The organism is Streptomyces sp. NPDC087859, from assembly GCF_044742595.1.
Lineage (GTDB): Bacteria > Actinomycetota > Actinomycetes > Streptomycetales > Streptomycetaceae > Streptomyces > Streptomyces canus_F.
In genome coordinates this window covers 42,686-59,552 of sequence record NZ_JBIUUU010000003.1, presented here as the reverse complement: position 1 = coordinate 59,552, position 16,867 = coordinate 42,686, and the positions used below count along the sequence as shown (strand labels likewise).

18 protein-coding genes are annotated in these 16,867 nt (G+C 71.3%); 6 read left to right on the top strand and 12 right to left on the bottom strand.

The genetic code is table 11. The features are described from left to right. Window positions 1-42 precede the first annotated feature (42 nt). Window positions 43-1,452 (bottom strand): type I glutamate--ammonia ligase, encoded by a 1,410-nt coding sequence (gene glnA / locus ACIOHP_RS07670; protein ID WP_067431315.1) that lies wholly within the window; start codon window positions 1,450-1,452, stop codon window positions 43-45. Window positions 1,453-1,651: 199 nt separating this feature from the next. Between glnA and ACIOHP_RS07665 the strand changes: the two genes are divergently transcribed. Further along, entirely contained in the window at window positions 1,652-2,119 is a 468-nt protein-coding gene (locus ACIOHP_RS07665; RefSeq protein WP_361538718.1) for an RDD family protein, read from the top strand. A gap of 65 nt (window positions 2,120-2,184) precedes the next feature. Here the strand turns inward: ACIOHP_RS07665 and ACIOHP_RS07660 are convergent, their stop codons facing one another. The 4 genes from ACIOHP_RS07660 to lipB form a co-directional block, all read right to left on the bottom strand. Next, window positions 2,185-2,886, bottom strand: coding sequence for a DUF4191 domain-containing protein (locus ACIOHP_RS07660; protein WP_307031833.1), 702 nt, complete (start codon window positions 2,884-2,886; stop codon window positions 2,185-2,187). 60 nt (window positions 2,887-2,946) lie between these two features. Continuing rightward, window positions 2,947-3,147 (bottom strand): hypothetical protein, encoded by a 201-nt coding sequence (locus ACIOHP_RS07655; protein ID WP_361477094.1) that lies wholly within the window; start codon window positions 3,145-3,147, stop codon window positions 2,947-2,949. Window positions 3,148-3,404: 257 nt separating this feature from the next. Next, complete coding sequence (gene lipA / locus ACIOHP_RS07650) at window positions 3,405-4,391, bottom strand: lipoyl synthase (protein ID WP_361538722.1); 987 nt, start codon at window positions 4,389-4,391, stop codon at window positions 3,405-3,407. A 144-nt stretch (window positions 4,392-4,535) separates the two neighbouring features. Further along, a complete protein-coding gene (lipB, locus tag ACIOHP_RS07645) occupies window positions 4,536-5,333 on the bottom strand; it encodes a lipoyl(octanoyl) transferase LipB (RefSeq protein ID WP_401884218.1) in 798 nt (265 codons plus the stop codon). 216 nt (window positions 5,334-5,549) lie between these two features. Here lipB and ACIOHP_RS07640 point away from each other — a divergent pair, with 216 nt between their 5' ends. Next, the gene (locus ACIOHP_RS07640; protein WP_361538726.1) at window positions 5,550-7,019 is read left to right on the top strand and encodes a regulator; all 1,470 of its coding nucleotides are present in this window, start codon (window positions 5,550-5,552) and stop codon (window positions 7,017-7,019) included. A gap of 88 nt (window positions 7,020-7,107) precedes the next feature. Here ACIOHP_RS07640 and ACIOHP_RS07635 read toward each other — a convergent pair whose 3' ends face one another. Then, complete coding sequence (locus ACIOHP_RS07635) at window positions 7,108-8,463, bottom strand: NAD(P)/FAD-dependent oxidoreductase (RefSeq protein ID WP_401884216.1); 1,356 nt, start codon at window positions 8,461-8,463, stop codon at window positions 7,108-7,110. Between the two features lie 149 nt (window positions 8,464-8,612). Continuing rightward, window positions 8,613-9,509 carry a TIGR01777 family oxidoreductase gene (locus tag ACIOHP_RS07630; RefSeq protein ID WP_401884214.1) on the bottom strand — a complete coding sequence of 299 codons (897 nt, stop codon included), beginning with the start codon at window positions 9,507-9,509 and terminating at the stop codon, window positions 8,613-8,615. Between the two features lie 62 nt (window positions 9,510-9,571). Here ACIOHP_RS07630 and ACIOHP_RS07625 point away from each other — a divergent pair, with 62 nt between their 5' ends. Beyond that, window positions 9,572-10,051: a GNAT family N-acetyltransferase gene (locus ACIOHP_RS07625; RefSeq protein WP_401884212.1), complete on the top strand. Its 480-nt coding sequence runs from the start codon at window positions 9,572-9,574 to the stop codon at window positions 10,049-10,051. Between the two features lie 199 nt (window positions 10,052-10,250). Here ACIOHP_RS07625 and ACIOHP_RS07620 read toward each other — a convergent pair whose 3' ends face one another. Next, window positions 10,251-10,883 (bottom strand): TetR family transcriptional regulator, encoded by a 633-nt coding sequence (locus ACIOHP_RS07620; RefSeq protein WP_401884210.1) that lies wholly within the window; start codon window positions 10,881-10,883, stop codon window positions 10,251-10,253. An 83-nt stretch (window positions 10,884-10,966) separates the two neighbouring features. Here ACIOHP_RS07620 and ACIOHP_RS07615 point away from each other — a divergent pair, with 83 nt between their 5' ends. Continuing rightward, entirely contained in the window at window positions 10,967-11,752 is a 786-nt protein-coding gene (locus ACIOHP_RS07615) for an SDR family NAD(P)-dependent oxidoreductase (protein ID WP_401884208.1), read from the top strand. A 12-nt stretch (window positions 11,753-11,764) separates the two neighbouring features. Here the strand turns inward: ACIOHP_RS07615 and ACIOHP_RS07610 are convergent, their stop codons facing one another. Continuing rightward, window positions 11,765-12,949 carry a MarP family serine protease gene (locus ACIOHP_RS07610; protein ID WP_401884206.1) on the bottom strand — a complete coding sequence of 395 codons (1,185 nt, stop codon included), beginning with the start codon at window positions 12,947-12,949 and terminating at the stop codon, window positions 11,765-11,767. 205 nt (window positions 12,950-13,154) lie between these two features. Here ACIOHP_RS07610 and ACIOHP_RS07605 point away from each other — a divergent pair, with 205 nt between their 5' ends. Then, entirely contained in the window at window positions 13,155-14,123 is a 969-nt protein-coding gene (locus ACIOHP_RS07605) for a peptidoglycan recognition protein (protein ID WP_361538740.1), read from the top strand. Window positions 14,124-14,189: 66 nt separating this feature from the next. Here ACIOHP_RS07605 and ACIOHP_RS07600 read toward each other — a convergent pair whose 3' ends face one another. Further along, entirely contained in the window at window positions 14,190-15,317 is a 1,128-nt protein-coding gene (locus ACIOHP_RS07600; RefSeq protein ID WP_401884204.1) for a lipid II:glycine glycyltransferase FemX, read from the bottom strand. A 221-nt stretch (window positions 15,318-15,538) separates the two neighbouring features. Between ACIOHP_RS07600 and ACIOHP_RS07595 the strand changes: the two genes are divergently transcribed. Next, on the top strand, window positions 15,539-15,751 hold the full coding sequence (locus tag ACIOHP_RS07595) for a hypothetical protein (protein WP_361538744.1): 213 nt from the start codon (window positions 15,539-15,541) through the stop codon (window positions 15,749-15,751). A 3-nt stretch (window positions 15,752-15,754) separates the two neighbouring features. On the opposite strand, the gene ACIOHP_RS07590 is transcribed toward ACIOHP_RS07595, so the two are convergent. After that, window positions 15,755-16,294 (bottom strand): carboxymuconolactone decarboxylase family protein, encoded by a 540-nt coding sequence (locus ACIOHP_RS07590; protein ID WP_361538746.1) that lies wholly within the window; start codon window positions 16,292-16,294, stop codon window positions 15,755-15,757. 20 nt (window positions 16,295-16,314) lie between these two features. Beyond that, a complete protein-coding gene (locus tag ACIOHP_RS07585) occupies window positions 16,315-16,833 on the bottom strand; it encodes a DUF4240 domain-containing protein (RefSeq protein WP_401885215.1) in 519 nt (172 codons plus the stop codon). Window positions 16,834-16,867 lie beyond the last annotated feature (34 nt).

Here is a 16,867-nt window from a genome sequence, read left to right as displayed (position 1 = left end):
ACGGGGGCGCCGAGAGAGCCGGGAGAACCGGCCCGGGTTCGATCACACGTCGAAGTAGAGCTCGAACTCGTGCGGGTGCGGACGCAGCTGCAGCGGCGCGATCTCGTTCGTGCGCTTGAAGTCGATCCACGTCTCGATCAGGTCCGGCGTGAAGACGTCGCCCTGGAGGAGGAACTCGTGGTCGGCCTCGAGGCGGTCGAGGACGGCCGGGAGGGAGGTCGGGACCTGCGCGACGCTCGCGTGCTCCTCGGGAGCCAGCTCGTAGAGGTCCTTGTCGATCGGCTCGGCCGGCTCGATCTTGTTCTTGATGCCGTCCAGGCCCGCGAGCAGCAGCGCGGAGAAGGCCAGGTACGGGTTGCCGGAGGAGTCGGGCGCACGGAACTCGACGCGCTTGGCCTTCGGGTTGGAGCCCGTGATCGGGATACGCATGGCCGCGGAGCGGTTGCGCTGCGAGTACACCAGGTTGATCGGCGCCTCGAAGCCCGGGACCAGACGGTGGTAGGAGTTCACCGTCGGGTTGGTGAAGGCCAGCAGCGACGGGGCGTGCTTGAGGATGCCGCCGATGTAGTAGCGGGCCATGTCCGACAGGCCCGCGTAGCCGGCCTCGTCGTAGAAGAGCGGGGAGCCGCCGGACCACAGCGACTGGTGCACGTGCATGCCCGAGCCGTTGTCACCGAAGATCGGCTTCGGCATGAAGGTCGCGGTCTTGCCGTTCTTCCAGGCCACGTTCTTCACGATGTACTTGAAGAGCTGGAGGTCGTCGGCCGCGGCGAGCAGCGTGTTGAACTTGTAGTTGATCTCGGCCTGGCCGGCGGTGCCCACCTCGTGGTGCTGGCGCTCGACCTGGAGGCCGGAGGCGGCGAGCTGGAGGGAGATCTCGGCGCGCAGGTCGGCGAAGTGGTCGACCGGCGGGGTCGGGAAGTAGCCGCCCTTGTAGCGGACCTTGTAGCCGCGGTTGTTCTCCACCGCACCGGTGTTCCAGGCGCCGGCCTCGGAGTCGATGTGGTAGAAGCTCTCGTTCGCCGAGGTGGCGAAACGGACGCTGTCGAAGACGTAGAACTCCGCCTCGGGACCGAAGTACGCGGTGTCCGCGATACCGGTCGACGCGAGGTAGGCCTCGGCCTTCTTGGCCACGTTGCGCGGGTCACGGCTGTACTGCTCGCCCGTGATCGGGTCGTGGATGAAGAAGTTGATGTTGACCGTCTTGTCGCGGCGGAAGGGGTCGACCCGGGCGGTCGACAGGTCCGCGCGCAGCGCCATGTCGGACTCGTGGATGGCCTGGAAGCCACGGATCGACGAGCCGTCGAACGCGAGCTCCTCGTCCGGGTCGAACGCCTCGACGGGCAGCGTGAAGTGCTGCATGACGCCCGGCAGGTCGCAGAACCGGACGTCGACGAACTTGACGTCCTCGTCCGCGATGAACTTCTTGGCCTCGTCGGCGTTCTGGAACATCCAGCTCCTCCTACTCCCGACGGTTCCTTGCCGGGGTGGTAGTTCGTTTGTGCGGCCAGTGCGGTGGCACACGATGACGACGACACTAGGGACGCGTGATTTCTCGGGCGTGACCCATTTGTTTCGCACAAGTTAACCGGACATCCCGCTCCGCACCCCACCTGTCCGCATCCCGAAACGCGGGCAGTACGGTGGACGGGTGGACAAGAGGGAAGCAATCGGATCGTGGCTCTCGGGGCCCCGTGCGGCCGCCGAGCAAGCCGGTGTGGACTTCGGATACCGGGGGCAGCAACTGGGTCTGCCGGAGGAGGGGCCGGGCTCCATCGCCCGGCCGGGGCGGCGGCTCGGAGCACTCGCCGTGGACTGGGCGATGAGCGTGCTGATTGCATCCCAATTGATCACCCAGAGCTACACGCCGGCGACCTCGAACTGGGCGCTGCTGGTTTTCTTCGCGATGAGCGTGCTCACGGTCGGGACCATCGGTTTCACCCCGGGCAAGCGTCTCTTCGGCCTGCGCGTCGTCGACCTGTCGAGCGGCCGCCCGAGCCCGCTCCGCGGCCTCCTGCGCAGCGCCCTGCTGTGCCTCGCCGTCCCGGCCCTGATCTGGGACCGCGACGGCCGGGGCCTGCACGACAGGCTGGCGCGCACGGTCGAGGTGCGGATCTAGTTCTCCTACGACGAAGGGGGCGCCCGGAGAGATCTCCGGGCGCCCCCTTCGTCGTAGGAGGTCGGTCAGCGCGCCTTCGGCCCGCCCTTGGGCAGCTTCATGCCCTTCGGCATGGGCCCCTTCGGCAGCGGCATGTTGCTCATCAGGTCACCCATGGCCCGCAGCCGGTCGTTGGTCGCGGTCACCTGGGGGCCGGTCAGCACGCGGGGCAGCTTCAGCATGCTGGTGCGCAGCTTCTTCAGCGGGATCTGGTCCTCGCCGGTGCCCACGATCAGGTCGTGCACCGGCACGTCCGCCACGATCCGGTTCATCTTCTTCTTCTCGGCGGCCAGCAGGCTCTTCACCCGGTTCGGGTTGCCCTCGGCGACCAGGACGATGCCGGCCTTGCCGACGGCCCGGTGCACCACGTCCTGGCTGCGGTTCATCGCCACCGCGGGGGTCGTCGTCCAGCCCCGGCCGATGTTGTCCAGCACAGCCGCGGCCGCGCCCGGCTGGCCCTCCATCTGTCCGAAGGCGGCCCGCTCGGCCCGGCGTCCGAACACGATCGCCGTTCCGAGGAAGGCGAGGAGGACGCCCAGGATGCCCAGGTAGACCGGGTGACCGATCAGGAAACCGATCGCGAGAAAGACACCGAGGATGAGGAGGAAGACACCCGCGAGCACCAGGCCGATCGTCTTGTCGGCCCTGCGGGTCATCTTGTACGTCAGGGCGATCTGCTTCAGTCGCCCGGGGTTAGCGGCATCGGCCGCACTGTCACTTCTCGCCATGCGACGAAGTCTACGTGGCCCGAGGAGCGCCGACGACGGCAGTGTCCCGGAGGAAAAGCTTCAGGGACGGACGGTGAACGAACGCTCCAGCACCTGCTGCGCCTCGACCCTGTCCTTGGCGCGGCGACGGTCCTCCAGGACGGACGTCCAGGCGTTGCGTCGGGCGGTGCGCTGGCCGCTGCTCATGAGCAGCGACTCGACGGCACGGAGTGCATCGGTGAACGACGGGATGGCGGTGGCGCGAACGGGCGCGGCCTGCATGATGGAGGTCCCCCCTCAGGGATAGCGGCTCTGGTGAGTGGTGCACGGGCTGTACAACCAGGGTCACTGATTGGTGTTACCAGGGCGTGACCGACCGGTCAAACACCAATGAAGCCTTGATTTGCGGCAGGCGAACGCCGAAGCGGCCCTGGCACCGTCCCCAGCTGCGGGGACGCCCAGGGCCGCGGCAATCGGTCACTACCGGGCGGTAGTCGCTTGTGCTCGGATTCACACGCCGGGAGTGGCACTCCGTGCCATCAGACGGCCTGCGACGCGACCGCGCCGCCCCGCTGCGGAGCAGCAAATTGACGCTGCTCGATGGCCATCTGGTAGAGCCGGCCGGCGCGGTAGGAGGACCGGACCAGCGGGCCGGACATCACACCGGAGAAGCCGATCTGGTCGGCCTCCTCCTTCAGCTCCACGAACTCGTGCGGCTTGACCCAGCGCTCCACGGGGTGGTGGCGGACGCTCGGGCGCAGGTACTGCGTGATGGTGATGAGCTCGCAGCCGGCGTCGTGCAGCTGCCGGAGCGCCTCGCTGACCTCCTCGCGGGTCTCGCCCATGCCGAGGATCAGGTTGGACTTGGTCACCAGGCCGAAGTCGCGGGCCTCGGTGATGACCTTCAGCGAGCGCTCGTAGCGGAAGCCGGGGCGGATGCGCTTGAAGATCCGCGGGACCGTCTCGACGTTGTGCGCGAAGACCTCGGGGCGGGACTCGAAGACCTGCTGGAGCAGCTCCGGCACGGCGTTGAAGTCGGGGGCGAGCAGCTCGACCTTGGTGTGGCCGCTCTCGCGCCCGGCGGTCTGCTGGTGGATCTGGCGGACCGTCTCGGCGTACAGCCAGGCGCCGCCGTCCTCCAGGTCGTCGCGGGCGACGCCGGTGATGGTGGCGTAGTTCAGGTCCATGGTGACCACGGACTCACCGACGCGGCGCGGTTCGTCGCGGTCGAGCGCCTCGGGCTTGCCGGTGTCGATCTGGCAGAAGTCGCAGCGCCGGGTGCACTGGTCGCCGCCGATGAGGAAGGTGGCCTCGCGGTCCTCCCAGCACTCGTAGATGTTGGGGCAACCGGCTTCCTGGCAGACGGTGTGGAGCCCCTCGCTCTTCACGAGTTTCTGCATCGCGGTGTACTCGGGACCCATTTTCGCCCGGGTCTTGATCCACTCGGGCTTGCGCTCGATGGGGGTCTGGGCGTTCCGGACCTCCAGGCGCAGCATCTTGCGTCCGTCGGGTGTGACTGCGGACACATCGGCTCCCTGTAGCTTCGATTCTTCGGCGTACACCAGGGTACGCCCCGTGTTTTGTAGGGCCCTACCGGTGAGGCCAACCTCTGGACTCCGGGCCCCATTCCCCACCGGCCCGCAGGTGACGACGGTCTTCCATCGGCGCGACTACGCCGTCGCCTTCTCGATCTCGCGCGGCTTCAGATCCGCATTCTCGAGCACGTCCCTCAGGTGCCGCTCGACGACCGGCAGCACCTCGGGGATCGTCACGTCCCGCCCGAGTTCGTCCGCCAGGGACGCGACCCCGGCGTCCCGGATCCCGCACGGGATGATGCGGTCGAACCAGCGGTTGTCCGGGTTCACGTTCAGCGCGAAGCCGTGCATCGTGACGCCCTTGGCGACCCGGATCCCGATCGCCGCGATCTTGCGGTCCTCGCGGCGCTGGCCGGCATTGGACGGTGCGTACTCCGGGCCGTTCATGCGCGGGTCGAACTCCTCGTCGTGCAGACGGGGGTCGAGGTCCAGCGACAGGCCCCCGATGGACGGGCGCCGCTCGACCGGATCGCCGAGCACCCATACGCCGCTGCGGCCCTCGACCCGGCTGGTCTCCACGCCGAACTCCGCGCAGGTGCGGATGAGGGCTTCCTCGAGACGTCGTACATGCGCCACGACGTCCACCGGACGCGGCAGCTTCTGGATGGGGTAGCCCACCAGCTGGCCCGGGCCGTGCCAGGTGATCTTGCCGCCGCGGTCCACGTCGACGACCGGGGTGCCGTCCAGGGGGCGCTCGCTGTCCGCCGTGCGCCGTCCGGCCGTATACACCGGCGGGTGTTCGAGCAGCAGGACGGTGTCGGGGGCCTCGTCCGCGAACCGTGCCGCGTGCACCCGGCGTTGCTCGTCCCACGCCTCCTGGTACTCGACGGCGTCCGCGCCGAACCCCATACGGACGAACCGCAGCTCACTCACGGCAAGCGCCTCCCCGGAGAGTCGTAAGGCACGAAGTGTGCCTACGCCACTGTACGACTCGCCGTCTCGCGTCAGCCGTGCGGCCAATCCTCACACGATCGGATGAACGAACGTCGAAGTGTGCGATCGTCTGCTCACTCTCCGCTACATTCGCGCCGTCCTATAGAGGCCATAAGGGCTGCTCACAGGCAATCCGGGCAGGAGACACCACCCCAGATGACGGAACGACCCGCGCAGCGCACTCCCAACCGCCAGCTCGCCGCGCTCATCGCAGAAGCGGGGTTCTCCAACGCGGGGCTCGCCCGTCGGGTGGACCAGCTCGGTCTCGAACACGGGCTTGATCTGAGATACGACAAGACATCCGTGACCCGGTGGCTCCGCGGACAGCAGCCGCGGGGCACGACACCCGCGCTGATCGCGGAGGTCTTCACCCGGCGGCTGGGGCGCCGGCTCTCCGCGCAGGACCTCGGGCTCGACGCCTGTGCGCCGGTGTACGCCGGTCTGGAGTTCGCCGCGACCCCCGAGGAGGCCATCGACATCGTCAGCGGGCTGTGGCGCAAGGACTCCGGCAGCCACGCCGAGCTGCGCAAGATCGCGTTCACCCCGGCGGGGCTCGTCGTGCCCAGCCGGGACTGGCTGATCGGGCGGGCCGACGACAAGGTGGCCCGCGGCGAGCCGCCCGCCCCCACTCTCGGCTTCGCTCGAGCGGGAGGGACCCCCACCGTGCCCACCCAGGGCCGCGCGGTGGTGCCCCGGCAGCGCGGCGCGGAGCGCGGCCCGGGCCAGAAGGTCACCGGCGGCGACATCGCGGCGCTCCGCTCGGTCGGCGACCTGTTCCGCTCCCTGGACGACATGTACGGCGGCGGTCACGCCCGGCAGGCGCTCGTGCGGTACCTGGAGCACGAGTGCGAGCCGATGCTGCGCGGCATGTACGGCGAGCAGACCGGCCGTCGGCTGTTCTCGGCGGCGGCCGACCTCACGAGGCTCGCGGGCTGGACGTCGTACGACATCGCGGCGCACGGGCTCGCGCAGCGGTACTTCGTGCAGTCGCTGCGGCTCGCGCAGGCGGCGGGGGACCGGGCGTACGGCTCCTATGTGCTGATCACGATGAGCCGGCAGGCCGTGTACCTCGGGCACGGGCGGGAAGCGGTGCAGCTGGCGCGGGTGGCCCAGCAAGGCGTCGGCACCAGTGCCCCGCCGGTGGTCCAGGCCCTGCTGCACGCGGTCGAGGCACGGGCGCACGGGGTACTGGGCGAGGTGCGGGCGTGCACCGGGGCGCTGGTGCGGGCCGAGCGGGCGCTGGAGGCGGCTCGGCCCGGCGACGAAGTCCCCTACTGGGCGCGGTTCTTCGACGAGGCGCAGCTGGCGGACGAGTTCGGTCATGCGCACCGGGATCTGCAGCAGTTCCGTGCGGCGGCCCAGCATGCCGAGCGGTCCCTGCAGTTGCGGGCGCCCGCGTACGCCCGCAGCCGTCTGTTCTGCCGTGTGGTGCTGGCCTCCGCCCGGCTGGGGCTGGGTGAGCTGGACCAGGCGTGCGCGTTGGGGGCGGAGGCGGCGGGGGCCGCTGTGGAGATGCGGTCGGTGCGGGCGATCGAGTATGTGCGGGACTTCGAGAAGCGGTTGGAGCCGTACAAGGACGCGGCGCCGGTGAGGGGGTATCGGGACAGGGTGGCGGCGCTGGGGTGATGTCCTCGCCGTGACTCCGGGGTGGTGGGGTCTGCGCGACTCCGTCGTGGCTGGTCGCGCAGTTCCCCGCGCCCCTTCGAAGCGCGTTTCAGGCGGCCTGCGTTGTCGGGATCGGTTCCGCCCTGTGCATCGGGATCGCCGAACCCAGGTCCGTCAGGATCGCCGTCGATGCCCTGTGGCCCGAGTGCAGCGCGCCCTGGACCGTGCTGGTGTCCCTGTGGTCGCCGCACACGTACAGGCCCGCCAGCAGCCGTACCGGGCGGCGCAGGTCGTGCGGGGCCCGCATCGCCGGTACCGCTTCGGGTGTGTGGTGGACGGCGAGGGTCTCCCAGCGGGTGGTGGACGTGCCGTACAGGCGGGACAGATGCGCGCGTACGGCCGTCTCGACGTCCGGCGGGGGCGGGCCCAGGACCGTCGACGAGATCAGGGAACGGCCCGCCGGGGCACGGGACGGGTCCACATGGCTGACCACCGTCGTGTGGGCCACCGGGCCGCCCCGGTCCGCGTCCAGCAGCAGCGAGGCGCCCGTCTCCGGGGGCTCGTCCGTCGTGTGGTGGACCACCGTCACCGGGTGGAAGTCCGGTACGCGCAGGCCCGGGAGGAGGTCCGCCGCCGTGCGGGCGTCCGTCGCCAGCAATACCGCCCGGCAGCGGAACTCGCCGTGCTCCGCCGTGGTCACCGAGCTCGTCGACACCGAGGTGACGCGCACCCCCGTGTGCACCGTCCCGGCCGGCAGCGAGCGCGCCAGCAGCTCCGGCAGCACCTCCGCGCCGCCCTCCGGCACACACAGCCGCCCGGCCGCGAAGGCGCGCAGCGCGAGGTCGGCGCACCGGCTGGACGTGGTCAGCTCGGGATCGCACAACAGCGCGGCGAGCAGCGGGCGCAGGAAGCCGTCGATCGTCCGGGCCGGCAGGCCGCGGGCGGCGAGGGCCTGGGCGGCGGGCGACTCGGTGCGGCACAGCAGGCGTTCGACCGGGGTGTTCGCGATCCGGGTGAGCGCGGTCCCGAGACGTGCCTGGTCGACGCCGCTGCCCAGGGGAGCGACTCCCCGTGGCGTGCTCCGCGGCGCCGTCGGCCGGGGAGCGCTCGCCAGGGCGCGCACCGCGTGGAGTGCGCCCCTTGCGCCCCCTGCGCCGGGGGGCGCGCTCGCGAGATGGTGGCGCCCGTCGCTGTGCAGCAGCACACCCGGCGCGAACGGGCGCAGGACCAGTCCGTCGAGCCCCGGTGTCCTGCGTAGTTCCGGATACGCCGTGGACAGCAGCTGTCCGATGCGGTCGAGCCGGAATCCGTCGACCTTCTCCGTCGACATGCGGCCGCCCACCCCGTGGGCGGCCTCCAGCACCGCGGTCGTCACTCCTGCACTGGTCAGCCGATGCGCGGCGGAGAGCCCGGCAACCCCGGCTCCCACGATCACGACGTCCGCCTGGTACGCGGGCTCAAGCACGTGCCCCTCCTCGAGGTTGCGCGGCCGGTGGAGACGTCATGCCCCCAACTGGCTCCGGGGATACCCGAGTTCGGCTTGAGGTTAAGGCGGTAATCGGTCAGGAACAGTCGCGCATCAACAGGGCACGGTCGCACGCCGGTCGCATACGCTCACGCGGCGGCTCGGACGGCCCCTTCGATCTCCGGGAACGCGAAGGTGAACCCCGACTCCAGCAGCCGCTTGGGCACCACCCGTTGGCTGCCCAGCACGTCCCCGGACATCTCACCGAGCACGGCCCGCAGCACCGCCGAGGGCACCGTGAAGAGCGTCGGCCGGTGCAGCACGCGGCCCATGGCGGCGGTGATCTCCTGGTTGGTGACCGGGTTCGGGGCGGTCAGGTTGAACGGTCCGGACAGCCCGTCGGTGTCGATGAGATGGCGGATCGCGGCCACCTCGTCGTGCAGCGCGATGAACGACCAGTACTGCCGCCCGTCGCCCAACCGCCCCCCGAGCCCGGCCTTGAACAGCGGGAACAGCCGCCCCCAGGCACCCCCCTCGCGCGCCACCACCAGCCCGGTCCGGGTGAACACGGTCCGTACGCCCGCCTCCTGGGCCGGCGCCGCCGCACCCTCCCACTCCACGCACAGCTCGGGCAGGAACCCCTTCCCGGCGGGCGCGCTCTCGTCGACGACCCGGTCGCCCGTCTCGCCGTAGAAGCCCATCGCACTGCCGTTGACGAAGACCCGCGGAGGCTTGTCCAGCGAGGCGACGGCCTCGGCGAGCGCGGAGGTGCCGAGCACCCGGCTGGACCGGATCCGCGTCTTGTGCTCCTCCGTCCAGCGCCGGTCGCCGACCCCGACACCCGCGAGGTTCACGACGGCGTCGCACCCGGCGAGCCCGCCCGTGTCCACCCGCTTCCCCTCGGGGTCCCAACGGACCTCGTCCGCGTCTCTCGGCGCCCGGCGTACCAGGCGCACCACCTCGTGTCCGTCGGCGAGCAGGGACCGGACCAGGGCACCGCCGATGAGACCGGACGCGCCGGCCACCGCGATTCGGGAAGGCTGCATGGCGTCAATTCTGCTCCGCGTGCGCACAAAGGCCCGCTCTCGTGCGCCGTATGGTGGCCGACATGCACATACGCCACGCCACCCTCGACGACGAGGACACGCTGGGACGCCTCGACCGCGCCACCTGGTCCACCCTGCACGCCGTCTCGCCGCGCCCCCAGCCGCCGTACGAGCCCTTCTACGGCGAGCGGTTCGGCCCGCGCGACCATCTGGTGGCCGAACTCGACGGCGCGCTCGTCGGCTACATCAGGCTCGGCTTCCCGACCCCGTTGGCCTGCAACGCGCACGTCCGCCAGATCCAGGGCCTGGTCGTCGCCGAGGAGGCCCGGGGTGCCGGTGTGGGGCGGGCGCTGCTGCGGGCGGCGCAGGAGGAGGCCAGGCGGCTGGGCGCGCGCCGCATCACGCTGCGCGTCCTCGGGCACAACGCCCCGGCCCGCAAGCTCTACGAGACCGAGGGCTTCGTGGTGGAGGGCGTCCTGCCCGAGGAGTTCCTGCTGGACGGCGCGTACGTGGACGACGTGTTCATGGGGCGCAGTCTCTGACCTGGTCGGCCTCGGCGGCCGTGCGGCGCCTGCGGACGACGAGATAGAGCGCGGCCCCCGCGACGAGCAGGGAGATCAGGAAGAAGACGGGCACGGAAGCCTCCTGCGGACGAGTCGGTCGGTGGGAACACTGCCCATCCTGACGATCAAGACGCTGATCGGCGGGCAGGCCACGTCGACGTGTTCGCGACCGCCGCCGTCAGCCCGTCAGCAGTCGCATCCCGCCCACCAGTTCCCGCAGGCAGCGCACCGCGAGCTCCGCGGGTGAGCCCGGGCCGCTGGTGTCCGCGTCGGTCTCCGCCCAGGTCTCCAGCGCCACCCGGATGGCGTCCGTCGCGGCCGCGGCGGTGAGGCGTACGTCCAGCGGGTCGGCGTCCGGCCCGGCCAGCCTCGCCACCACCGGGATCAGCTTCTCCTCGGACTCCTGGTTCACCCGGTACCACACGGCCCGCAGGGCCGGGTCGGCCACGGCCGCCCGCAGCAGCGCCCGCGTCTGGCGCAGGCCCTCCGCCGCGTGCGCGTCCGGCACGGACAGCGACTCCTCGATCGCCCGCTCCAGGGCCCGCGGCAGTCCGGCGGTGCCCGGATCCGACGCGGCGAGGAGTTCGCGCCAGCGGTCGGCGCCCCGGGCCAGCAGCGGGCCGACGGCGTCCTGTTTGTTGCGGAAGTACCGGTAGAAGGTGCGCAGGGCGACCCCGGCCCGCTCGGCGATGTCCTCGGCGGTCGTGCCATCGGGTCCGTGCTCGGTGAACAACGCGGCGGCGGCGCGTGCGATGTCGAGCTGGGTCGCCGCCTTGCGGCGCTCGGTCAGTGAGAGGGGCTTGGTGCTCACCGGGGAAGCCTACGCCGGAACACCGACACTGGCACCTTTCGCCTTGATGGCAAAACGTGCCACCCGGGCGTACGGTGACCGCCATGAACCGTTACGAGAACCGACGCGCCCTCGTCACCGGCGGCGGCTCCGGCATCGGCCAGGCCACCGTGCTCAGGCTGCTCGCCGAGGGCGGCACCGTCGCCGCCGCCGACATCAGCGAGGCCGGCCTGAAAGACACCGCCGAAAAGGCGGGCGCGAGCGCACAGCGGCTGACCACGGTCCGCGTCGACATCGCCGACGAGGCCTCCGTACGGCAGGTCGTGGCCCTCGCCGTCCGGGCGCTGGGCGGGCTCGACGTGCTCGTCAACGCCGCCGGCATCCTGCGCTCCGCCCACACCCACGAGCAGAGCCTCGCCGACTTCAACCGGATCATCGCGGTCAACCTGACCGGCACCTTCCTGATGATCCGCGAGGCGATACCGGCGCTGCGCGAGGGCAACGGCCCCGCCGTCGTGAACTTCAGCTCGACCTCGGCGGCCTTCGCCCACCCCTACATGGCGGCCTACGCGGCCAGCAAGGGCGGCATCCAGTCCATGACCCACGCGCTCGCGAGCGAGTACAGCAAGCAGGGCATCCGCTTCACCGCCGTGCAGCCCGGCTCCATCTCCTCCGGCATGACCGACGGCTCGGGCGCCAGCGGGCAGAGCGCCGGCCCGGGCCTGCCCGAGGACACCGACTGGGACCTCTACACCAAGCTCGCACCCGCCCTCGGCCGGGGCTTCGCGGGCCCCGAGACCGTCGCGGGCGTCGTCGCGATGCTGGCGAGCGAGGATGGCCGGTTCATCACCGGTACCGAGGTCCGCATCGACGGCGGGACGCACTTCTGACGTCGCGACCGGCTACGACGTGACCAGCTCGCCCGTGTCCACCGGCGCCGTCGCGTCCGCCGCCCGCTCGGCGTCGGCGGCGACCTCGTCGGCGGTCAGCACATAGCCCGTCTCGTCGTCCGACGTCGAGCGGGCGAAGACGACTCCGTACACCTTGCCGTCCGTCGTCAGCAGCGGCCCGCCGGAGTTGCCCGGGCGGACCGTCGACCGGATCGAGTAGATCTCGCGGGTGACGGTCCCGTCGTTGTAGATGTTCTGGCCGTTCGCCTGGACCCGGTTGGCGACGGTGGCCGCCTGGAGGTTGAGGTCGCCGTCCTGCGGATAGCCCGCGACGACCGCGGAGTCGCCGCGCGAGGCGTTGTCGTCGAAGCGCAGCACCGGGGCCTCCAGATCGGGCACGTACAGCACCGCCACGTCCTTGTCCGGATCGAAGAGCACCACGCGTGCCTCGTACGACCGCCCGACCCCGCCCACCCGGACCGTCGGCTCGTCGATGCCGGCCACCACATGGGCGTTGGTCATGACGTGCTCGGTGGAGTAGACGAAGCCGCTGCCCTCGCGGCCCTGGGTGCCGGAGACGCCCTCGATCTTCACCGTGCTGCGCTTGGCCGCGTTCGTGGCGCTCGCGGTGACGCTGTCGCCGGTGGGCTTGGCGACCCGGGCCGTCGACTCGTTCTCGAAGGGGTTGAAGACCTGCGGGAAGCCCGCCTCGGTGAGCGCGGACGTGGCCCGGGAGAACCAGGCCGGAGTGGTCTCCGGCATGGCGTTCTGCACGGCCCCCAGCAGCCGTGAGTCCTGGATCGCCGTGGTGAGCACCGCGGACGAGGACGCGCCCAGCACACTCGCCGCCACCCACGCGACGATCAGCACGGCGACCGAGTTGGCCGCCGCGCCGCCGACCCCGTCGGCCACCCGCAGCGGACCCTGGTCCAGCTCCCGGCGCAGCCGCAGCGCCAGACGCCCCGCGAGTTCGTGCCCGACGACGGCCGGGACCAGCACCGTGAGCACCGCCGTCACCGTCGCCGAAGTGCTGCCCGGAGTCGCCAGGTCCATCATCCAGGGCAGCACCCACACGCCGATGATCGCGCCGCCCACGAACCCGGCGAGCGAGACACAGCCTGCCACCAGGCCGCGCCGGTAGCCGGATGCCGCATAGGCCAGGATCACCAGCACCAGCAGGATGTCGAGCAGGTCCACGGAGCCGCCTTTCTCTTGGACCCCTTATTACGGAGGGGACGGGCCCAGTGATCAGCAGACACGCGCGCGTGACGTCCGGAACCGGCCACGCGTGCGTGCACACGCTGTGCGTGCATCCGGAGAAACGCCCCGGACCAGGACGATGGTTCCACCGGGTGGCACACCACACATCGCGGACGCGGGAGATCCGGCCGAGAGTGGGACCATGCGTGTCCGAAGAGCGCGGGGGATACGACGGCGGCGACCGGTCCGCATACGGACCGGGGCGCCGCGCCCGAGAATCCAGCTGCCGACCGGAGTGCTGCTGCTGCTCGCCTGTGTCCCCGGGCTGGCGGCCGTCGTGGTCCTGGTGCTCTGCGCGAACGGCGTCGAGCGCCGGGCCGAGGCCCGCTCCGCGGACCGTCTCGCGGCCCGCCCCGCCGCACTCCACCACGCGGCGAAGCCGCGCATCGTGCCGAGGAGGGTCTGGGCCTCGGGCACGGGCGAGGCGAACACGGCCGCCGTCACCCCGCCCCCGGCCCGCTACGACGACAAGGTCGTCGCCGTCTTCATCCACCACACCGACTCGCCCAACACCTACGACTGCGCCGACGCGCCCCGCATCATCCGCTACCTCGCCGCCGGCCAGACCGGCGCCCGCGACTGGGACGACATCGGCTACAACTTCCTCGTCGACCGCTGCGGCACGATCTACGAGGGCCGCGCGGGAGGTGTCGACCGCCCCGTCACCGGCGCCCACACCCAGGGCTTCAACCACCGCACCTCCGGCATCGCGGCCCTGGGCACCTTCACGGCGGGAGTCCAGGTACCGCAGGCGATGACCGACGCGATCGCCTCGCTGGCGGCCTGGAAGCTGGGCCTCGCGGACGTGGACCCGCGCAGGACCGTGAAACTGACATCGAGCAACGGCCTCAGCCGCTACGCCGCCGGCACCACCGCCGCCCTCCCCGCCATCGCCGGCCACGAGGACGGCTACATGACCAGCTGCCCCGGCGCGGCCCTCTCGGCCCGCCTCCCGGAGATCAGACAGACGGCGGCCCGCCTCCAGGGCAGGCAGCCGCCGTCGACCTCGCCACGGAGCGGCCTGCCGACGACGGGCGACCGGGTGGCGTTCCCGCGGCGCGGCCTCCTGACGACCGGCGGCCGCATTCCCCCACCGCAGTCCCGGCCCTGAACGCGAGGCCCCCACCCCGGGCCACACGCGGGCCGCCCCCCGCCACGAGCGTCGTCGCCGACCGGCTCACCGGCGCCCGAGGTACGCCCGCAAGGCCCGCTGGAGCACCTTCCCCTGGCTGCCCACGGGCCGTTCCCACTCGCCGAGGTACTCCACGGCGTAGCCACCCGCGCCCGTCTTGAAGCGCAGACGCCCCAGCAGACGGTCCTCGGTGAGGGCGGGGGTGATGGACCGCAGGTCGTACGTCTCGCAGCCCGCCGACCGCGCGTCGTTCATCATCCGCCACAACAGGGCGCTGCTCGGCCGCAGCTGCCGCCCCTGTCGCCCGGACGCGGCGTAGGAGTGCCATGCGCACGAGCCCACGTTGATCATGAGCGCGGCGGAGAGCACGATGCCGTCGTACTCGGCGAGATAGAGCCGCACCCGGTCGTCGTCCTCGGCGTTCAGGGCCTTCCACATCCGGCGGAAGTAGTCCAGCGGCCGGGCCTTGAAGCCGTCGTGCGCGGCGGTCGAGACATACAGCCGGTGGAAGTCGGGCAGATCCGACGCCGAGCCCCAGGAGACCCGGACCCCGGCCCCCTCGGCCGTACGCAACGACTGCTCCCAGTGCGGGGCGAGGCCCTCGCGCAGATCGTCCGCCGTGCGCCCCTCCAGCGGGACGAGGCACCCGTAACGCGGCTGACCGAGACCGAAACCGTTCCCGTCGCCCTCCGCGCACCGCCGCCACCCGAGCCGCCCCAGCCGCTCGGCCGCGTCCAGCGCGTATCCGTCGATGGCGGCCGCGGGCAGGTCGGCGAGATGGTCCACGGCGGGGTCGGCGATCCCCGTCGCGACGGTCCCCGGGTCCCACTGCCGTGCGACGACCGGCGGCCCGATCCGCACCGAGAACGCCCCGCGTGCCTCCAGATGGGCGACGAGCGGGTCCAGCCAGCGCTCCAGCCGGGGGTCCCGCCAGTCGATCCCCGGCCCGTCGGGAAGGTACGCCAGGAATCGCCGCGTCCCGGGCAACGGCCGGTACAGCACCAGTGCCGCCGCGACCAGCGCCTCGCCCTCGAACCAACCGACGCTCTCCGCCCGCCAGTCCGGCTTCGCGTCGCCCCACTCGGGGATCTGGAGATGGCTCGCGTCGGGATGCAGCCGCAGATGGGCGAGATGGTCCTCGCGCGAAATCTCCCGCACGTCCGGGCTGGTCATGGGCAGGGTGCTCCTGTTCGGGGCCGCCACGGTACGCCGGGGATCACGGCGCCGGTCAAGAGTTCAAAGGTGAACCTTCCGGACGCGTCCCGTGACGTCGGTCACCGGATCGCCCGCGGCGCCGCCCGGTCCGCTCACAGGTTCCTCGTAGGCGACTCATGGGGCACCCCGAAACTGCCGCCCTACCGTCAGGCCATACGCACTGACTGGAGGTGGGGAAGATGAACAGCAGTCACAGCAACACCAAGATGTCCCGCGGCCCCTGGGCGGCCCTCTGCGCCGCCGTGGCCGTCGTCCTCGGCCCGGCCGCCGTCACGGCCTCCGCCCTCGACCAGGCGAACGCGGCCCCCATGCGCCACGTGGTCCTGAAGGTCGACCAGACCCAGGCGTACATCCCGACGGACACGACCCGCAGGCGCGCGACCGCGGTCTGAGCCTCACCCCGGTCCGTCGCCCGTCAGGCCGAGGAACTGCTCCCCGGACGGGTCGACGTCCACGCCGAGGCCGTTCATGAGGCCCGCCAGCATGACGTAGTAGCCGACCGTCGTGACGATCTCGACGACCTGGCGGTCGGTGAAGGAGGCGCGGAGAGACGTCAACCCGTCCTCGGACAGGGTGTGTCGGGAGACGAGTTCGAAGGTCGCCGCGACCGCGGCCGACTCCGCCGCGTCGAACTCGGGGCCGCTGGAGCGCAGTTCGGCGATGGTCGTCAACTGAGCTGCCGATACACCGGAGTTGAGCGCGATCGGACGGTGCTGCGCGGCTTCGTACGCGCACTCCGTGCCGGCGGCCACCGCCATGATCACCAGTTCGCGCAGCCGGACGGGCAGCGTCGACTCGAGCAGGACCGCCAGGCCCAGATCGATCGCCGTGTCCGTGAGCGGCGGGGCATGGGAGAGCATACGAAAGGCGTTGAGCGGCACGGGCAGCTTCGCGACGCCGTCGGCGGGATGTTCCGGGTACGGGATTCGAGCCATGGTTCCCCCTGAAGTGGACGTCAGCCCCTGAACCGCTCCCACAGCTTGGGATACCGCTCCGACAGCACCCGCTCGTTCTCGAAGTCGACCGGTGTCCCCTCCGGTTCGGGCGGCGCGGGCGGGATTCCGAGGTCGGGGACGTTGACGCCGGTGAGCTGCTCGTACGCCTCGTCGGCGGCGTACCCCAGCTCCTCCCCGTCGCCGTCGATCTCCTCGTCGAAGTCGTCCAGAAGGTCGGACAGTGAGTCGGGCGCGTGCACGGCACCCTCGTACACCTCGCGCCCCTGACCGATCAGCCAGCAGCGGAAGAAGTCGAAGGTGTCGTCGCCGGCCCCGTCGAGCAGGACCCAGGCCGCGCCCCACAGGTCCCAGGTGTACGCACGGTTGTAGCGGGCCTCGAAGTGACGGGCGAAGTCCAGGACCATGTCGGGGTCCATCTGGAGGAGCCGGTCGATGAGAAGGTCCGCCTGCTCCTCGGGGTCGCCCTCGGCGGCCCCACGGGCGGCGTCCACCAGCTCCCAGAACTCCGTCTCGTCCATCACGGGTCCAGCATCGGCCCTGGACGGGTGAGGC

What these genes read in the sequence shown, in the direction of transcription:
- ACIOHP_RS07615 (WP_401884208.1), top strand. Translation starts at nt 10,967, where the DNA reads ATGAACCGTTACGAGAACCGACGCGCCCTCGTCACCGGCGGCGGCTCC.
- ACIOHP_RS07660 (WP_307031833.1), bottom strand. Translation starts at nt 2,886, where the DNA reads ATGGCGAGAAGTGACAGTGCGGCCGATGCCGCTAACCCCGGGCGACTG.
- ACIOHP_RS07630 (WP_401884214.1), bottom strand. Translation starts at nt 9,509, where the DNA reads ATGCAGCCTTCCCGAATCGCGGTGGCCGGCGCGTCCGGTCTCATCGGC.
- ACIOHP_RS07605 (WP_361538740.1), top strand. Translation starts at nt 13,155, where the DNA reads ATGCGTGTCCGAAGAGCGCGGGGGATACGACGGCGGCGACCGGTCCGC.
- glnA (WP_067431315.1), bottom strand. Translation starts at nt 1,452, where the DNA reads ATGTTCCAGAACGCCGACGAGGCCAAGAAGTTCATCGCGGACGAGGAC.
- ACIOHP_RS07585 (WP_401885215.1), bottom strand. Translation starts at nt 16,833, where the DNA reads ATGGACGAGACGGAGTTCTGGGAGCTGGTGGACGCCGCCCGTGGGGCC.
- ACIOHP_RS07590 (WP_361538746.1), bottom strand. Translation starts at nt 16,294, where the DNA reads ATGGCTCGAATCCCGTACCCGGAACATCCCGCCGACGGCGTCGCGAAG.
- ACIOHP_RS07595 (WP_361538744.1), top strand. Translation starts at nt 15,539, where the DNA reads ATGAACAGCAGTCACAGCAACACCAAGATGTCCCGCGGCCCCTGGGCG.
- ACIOHP_RS07655 (WP_361477094.1), bottom strand. Translation starts at nt 3,147, where the DNA reads ATGCAGGCCGCGCCCGTTCGCGCCACCGCCATCCCGTCGTTCACCGAT.
- ACIOHP_RS07600 (WP_401884204.1), bottom strand. Translation starts at nt 15,317, where the DNA reads ATGACCAGCCCGGACGTGCGGGAGATTTCGCGCGAGGACCATCTCGCC.
- ACIOHP_RS07625 (WP_401884212.1), top strand. Translation starts at nt 9,572, where the DNA reads ATGCACATACGCCACGCCACCCTCGACGACGAGGACACGCTGGGACGC.
- ACIOHP_RS07640 (WP_361538726.1), top strand. Translation starts at nt 5,550, where the DNA reads ATGACGGAACGACCCGCGCAGCGCACTCCCAACCGCCAGCTCGCCGCG.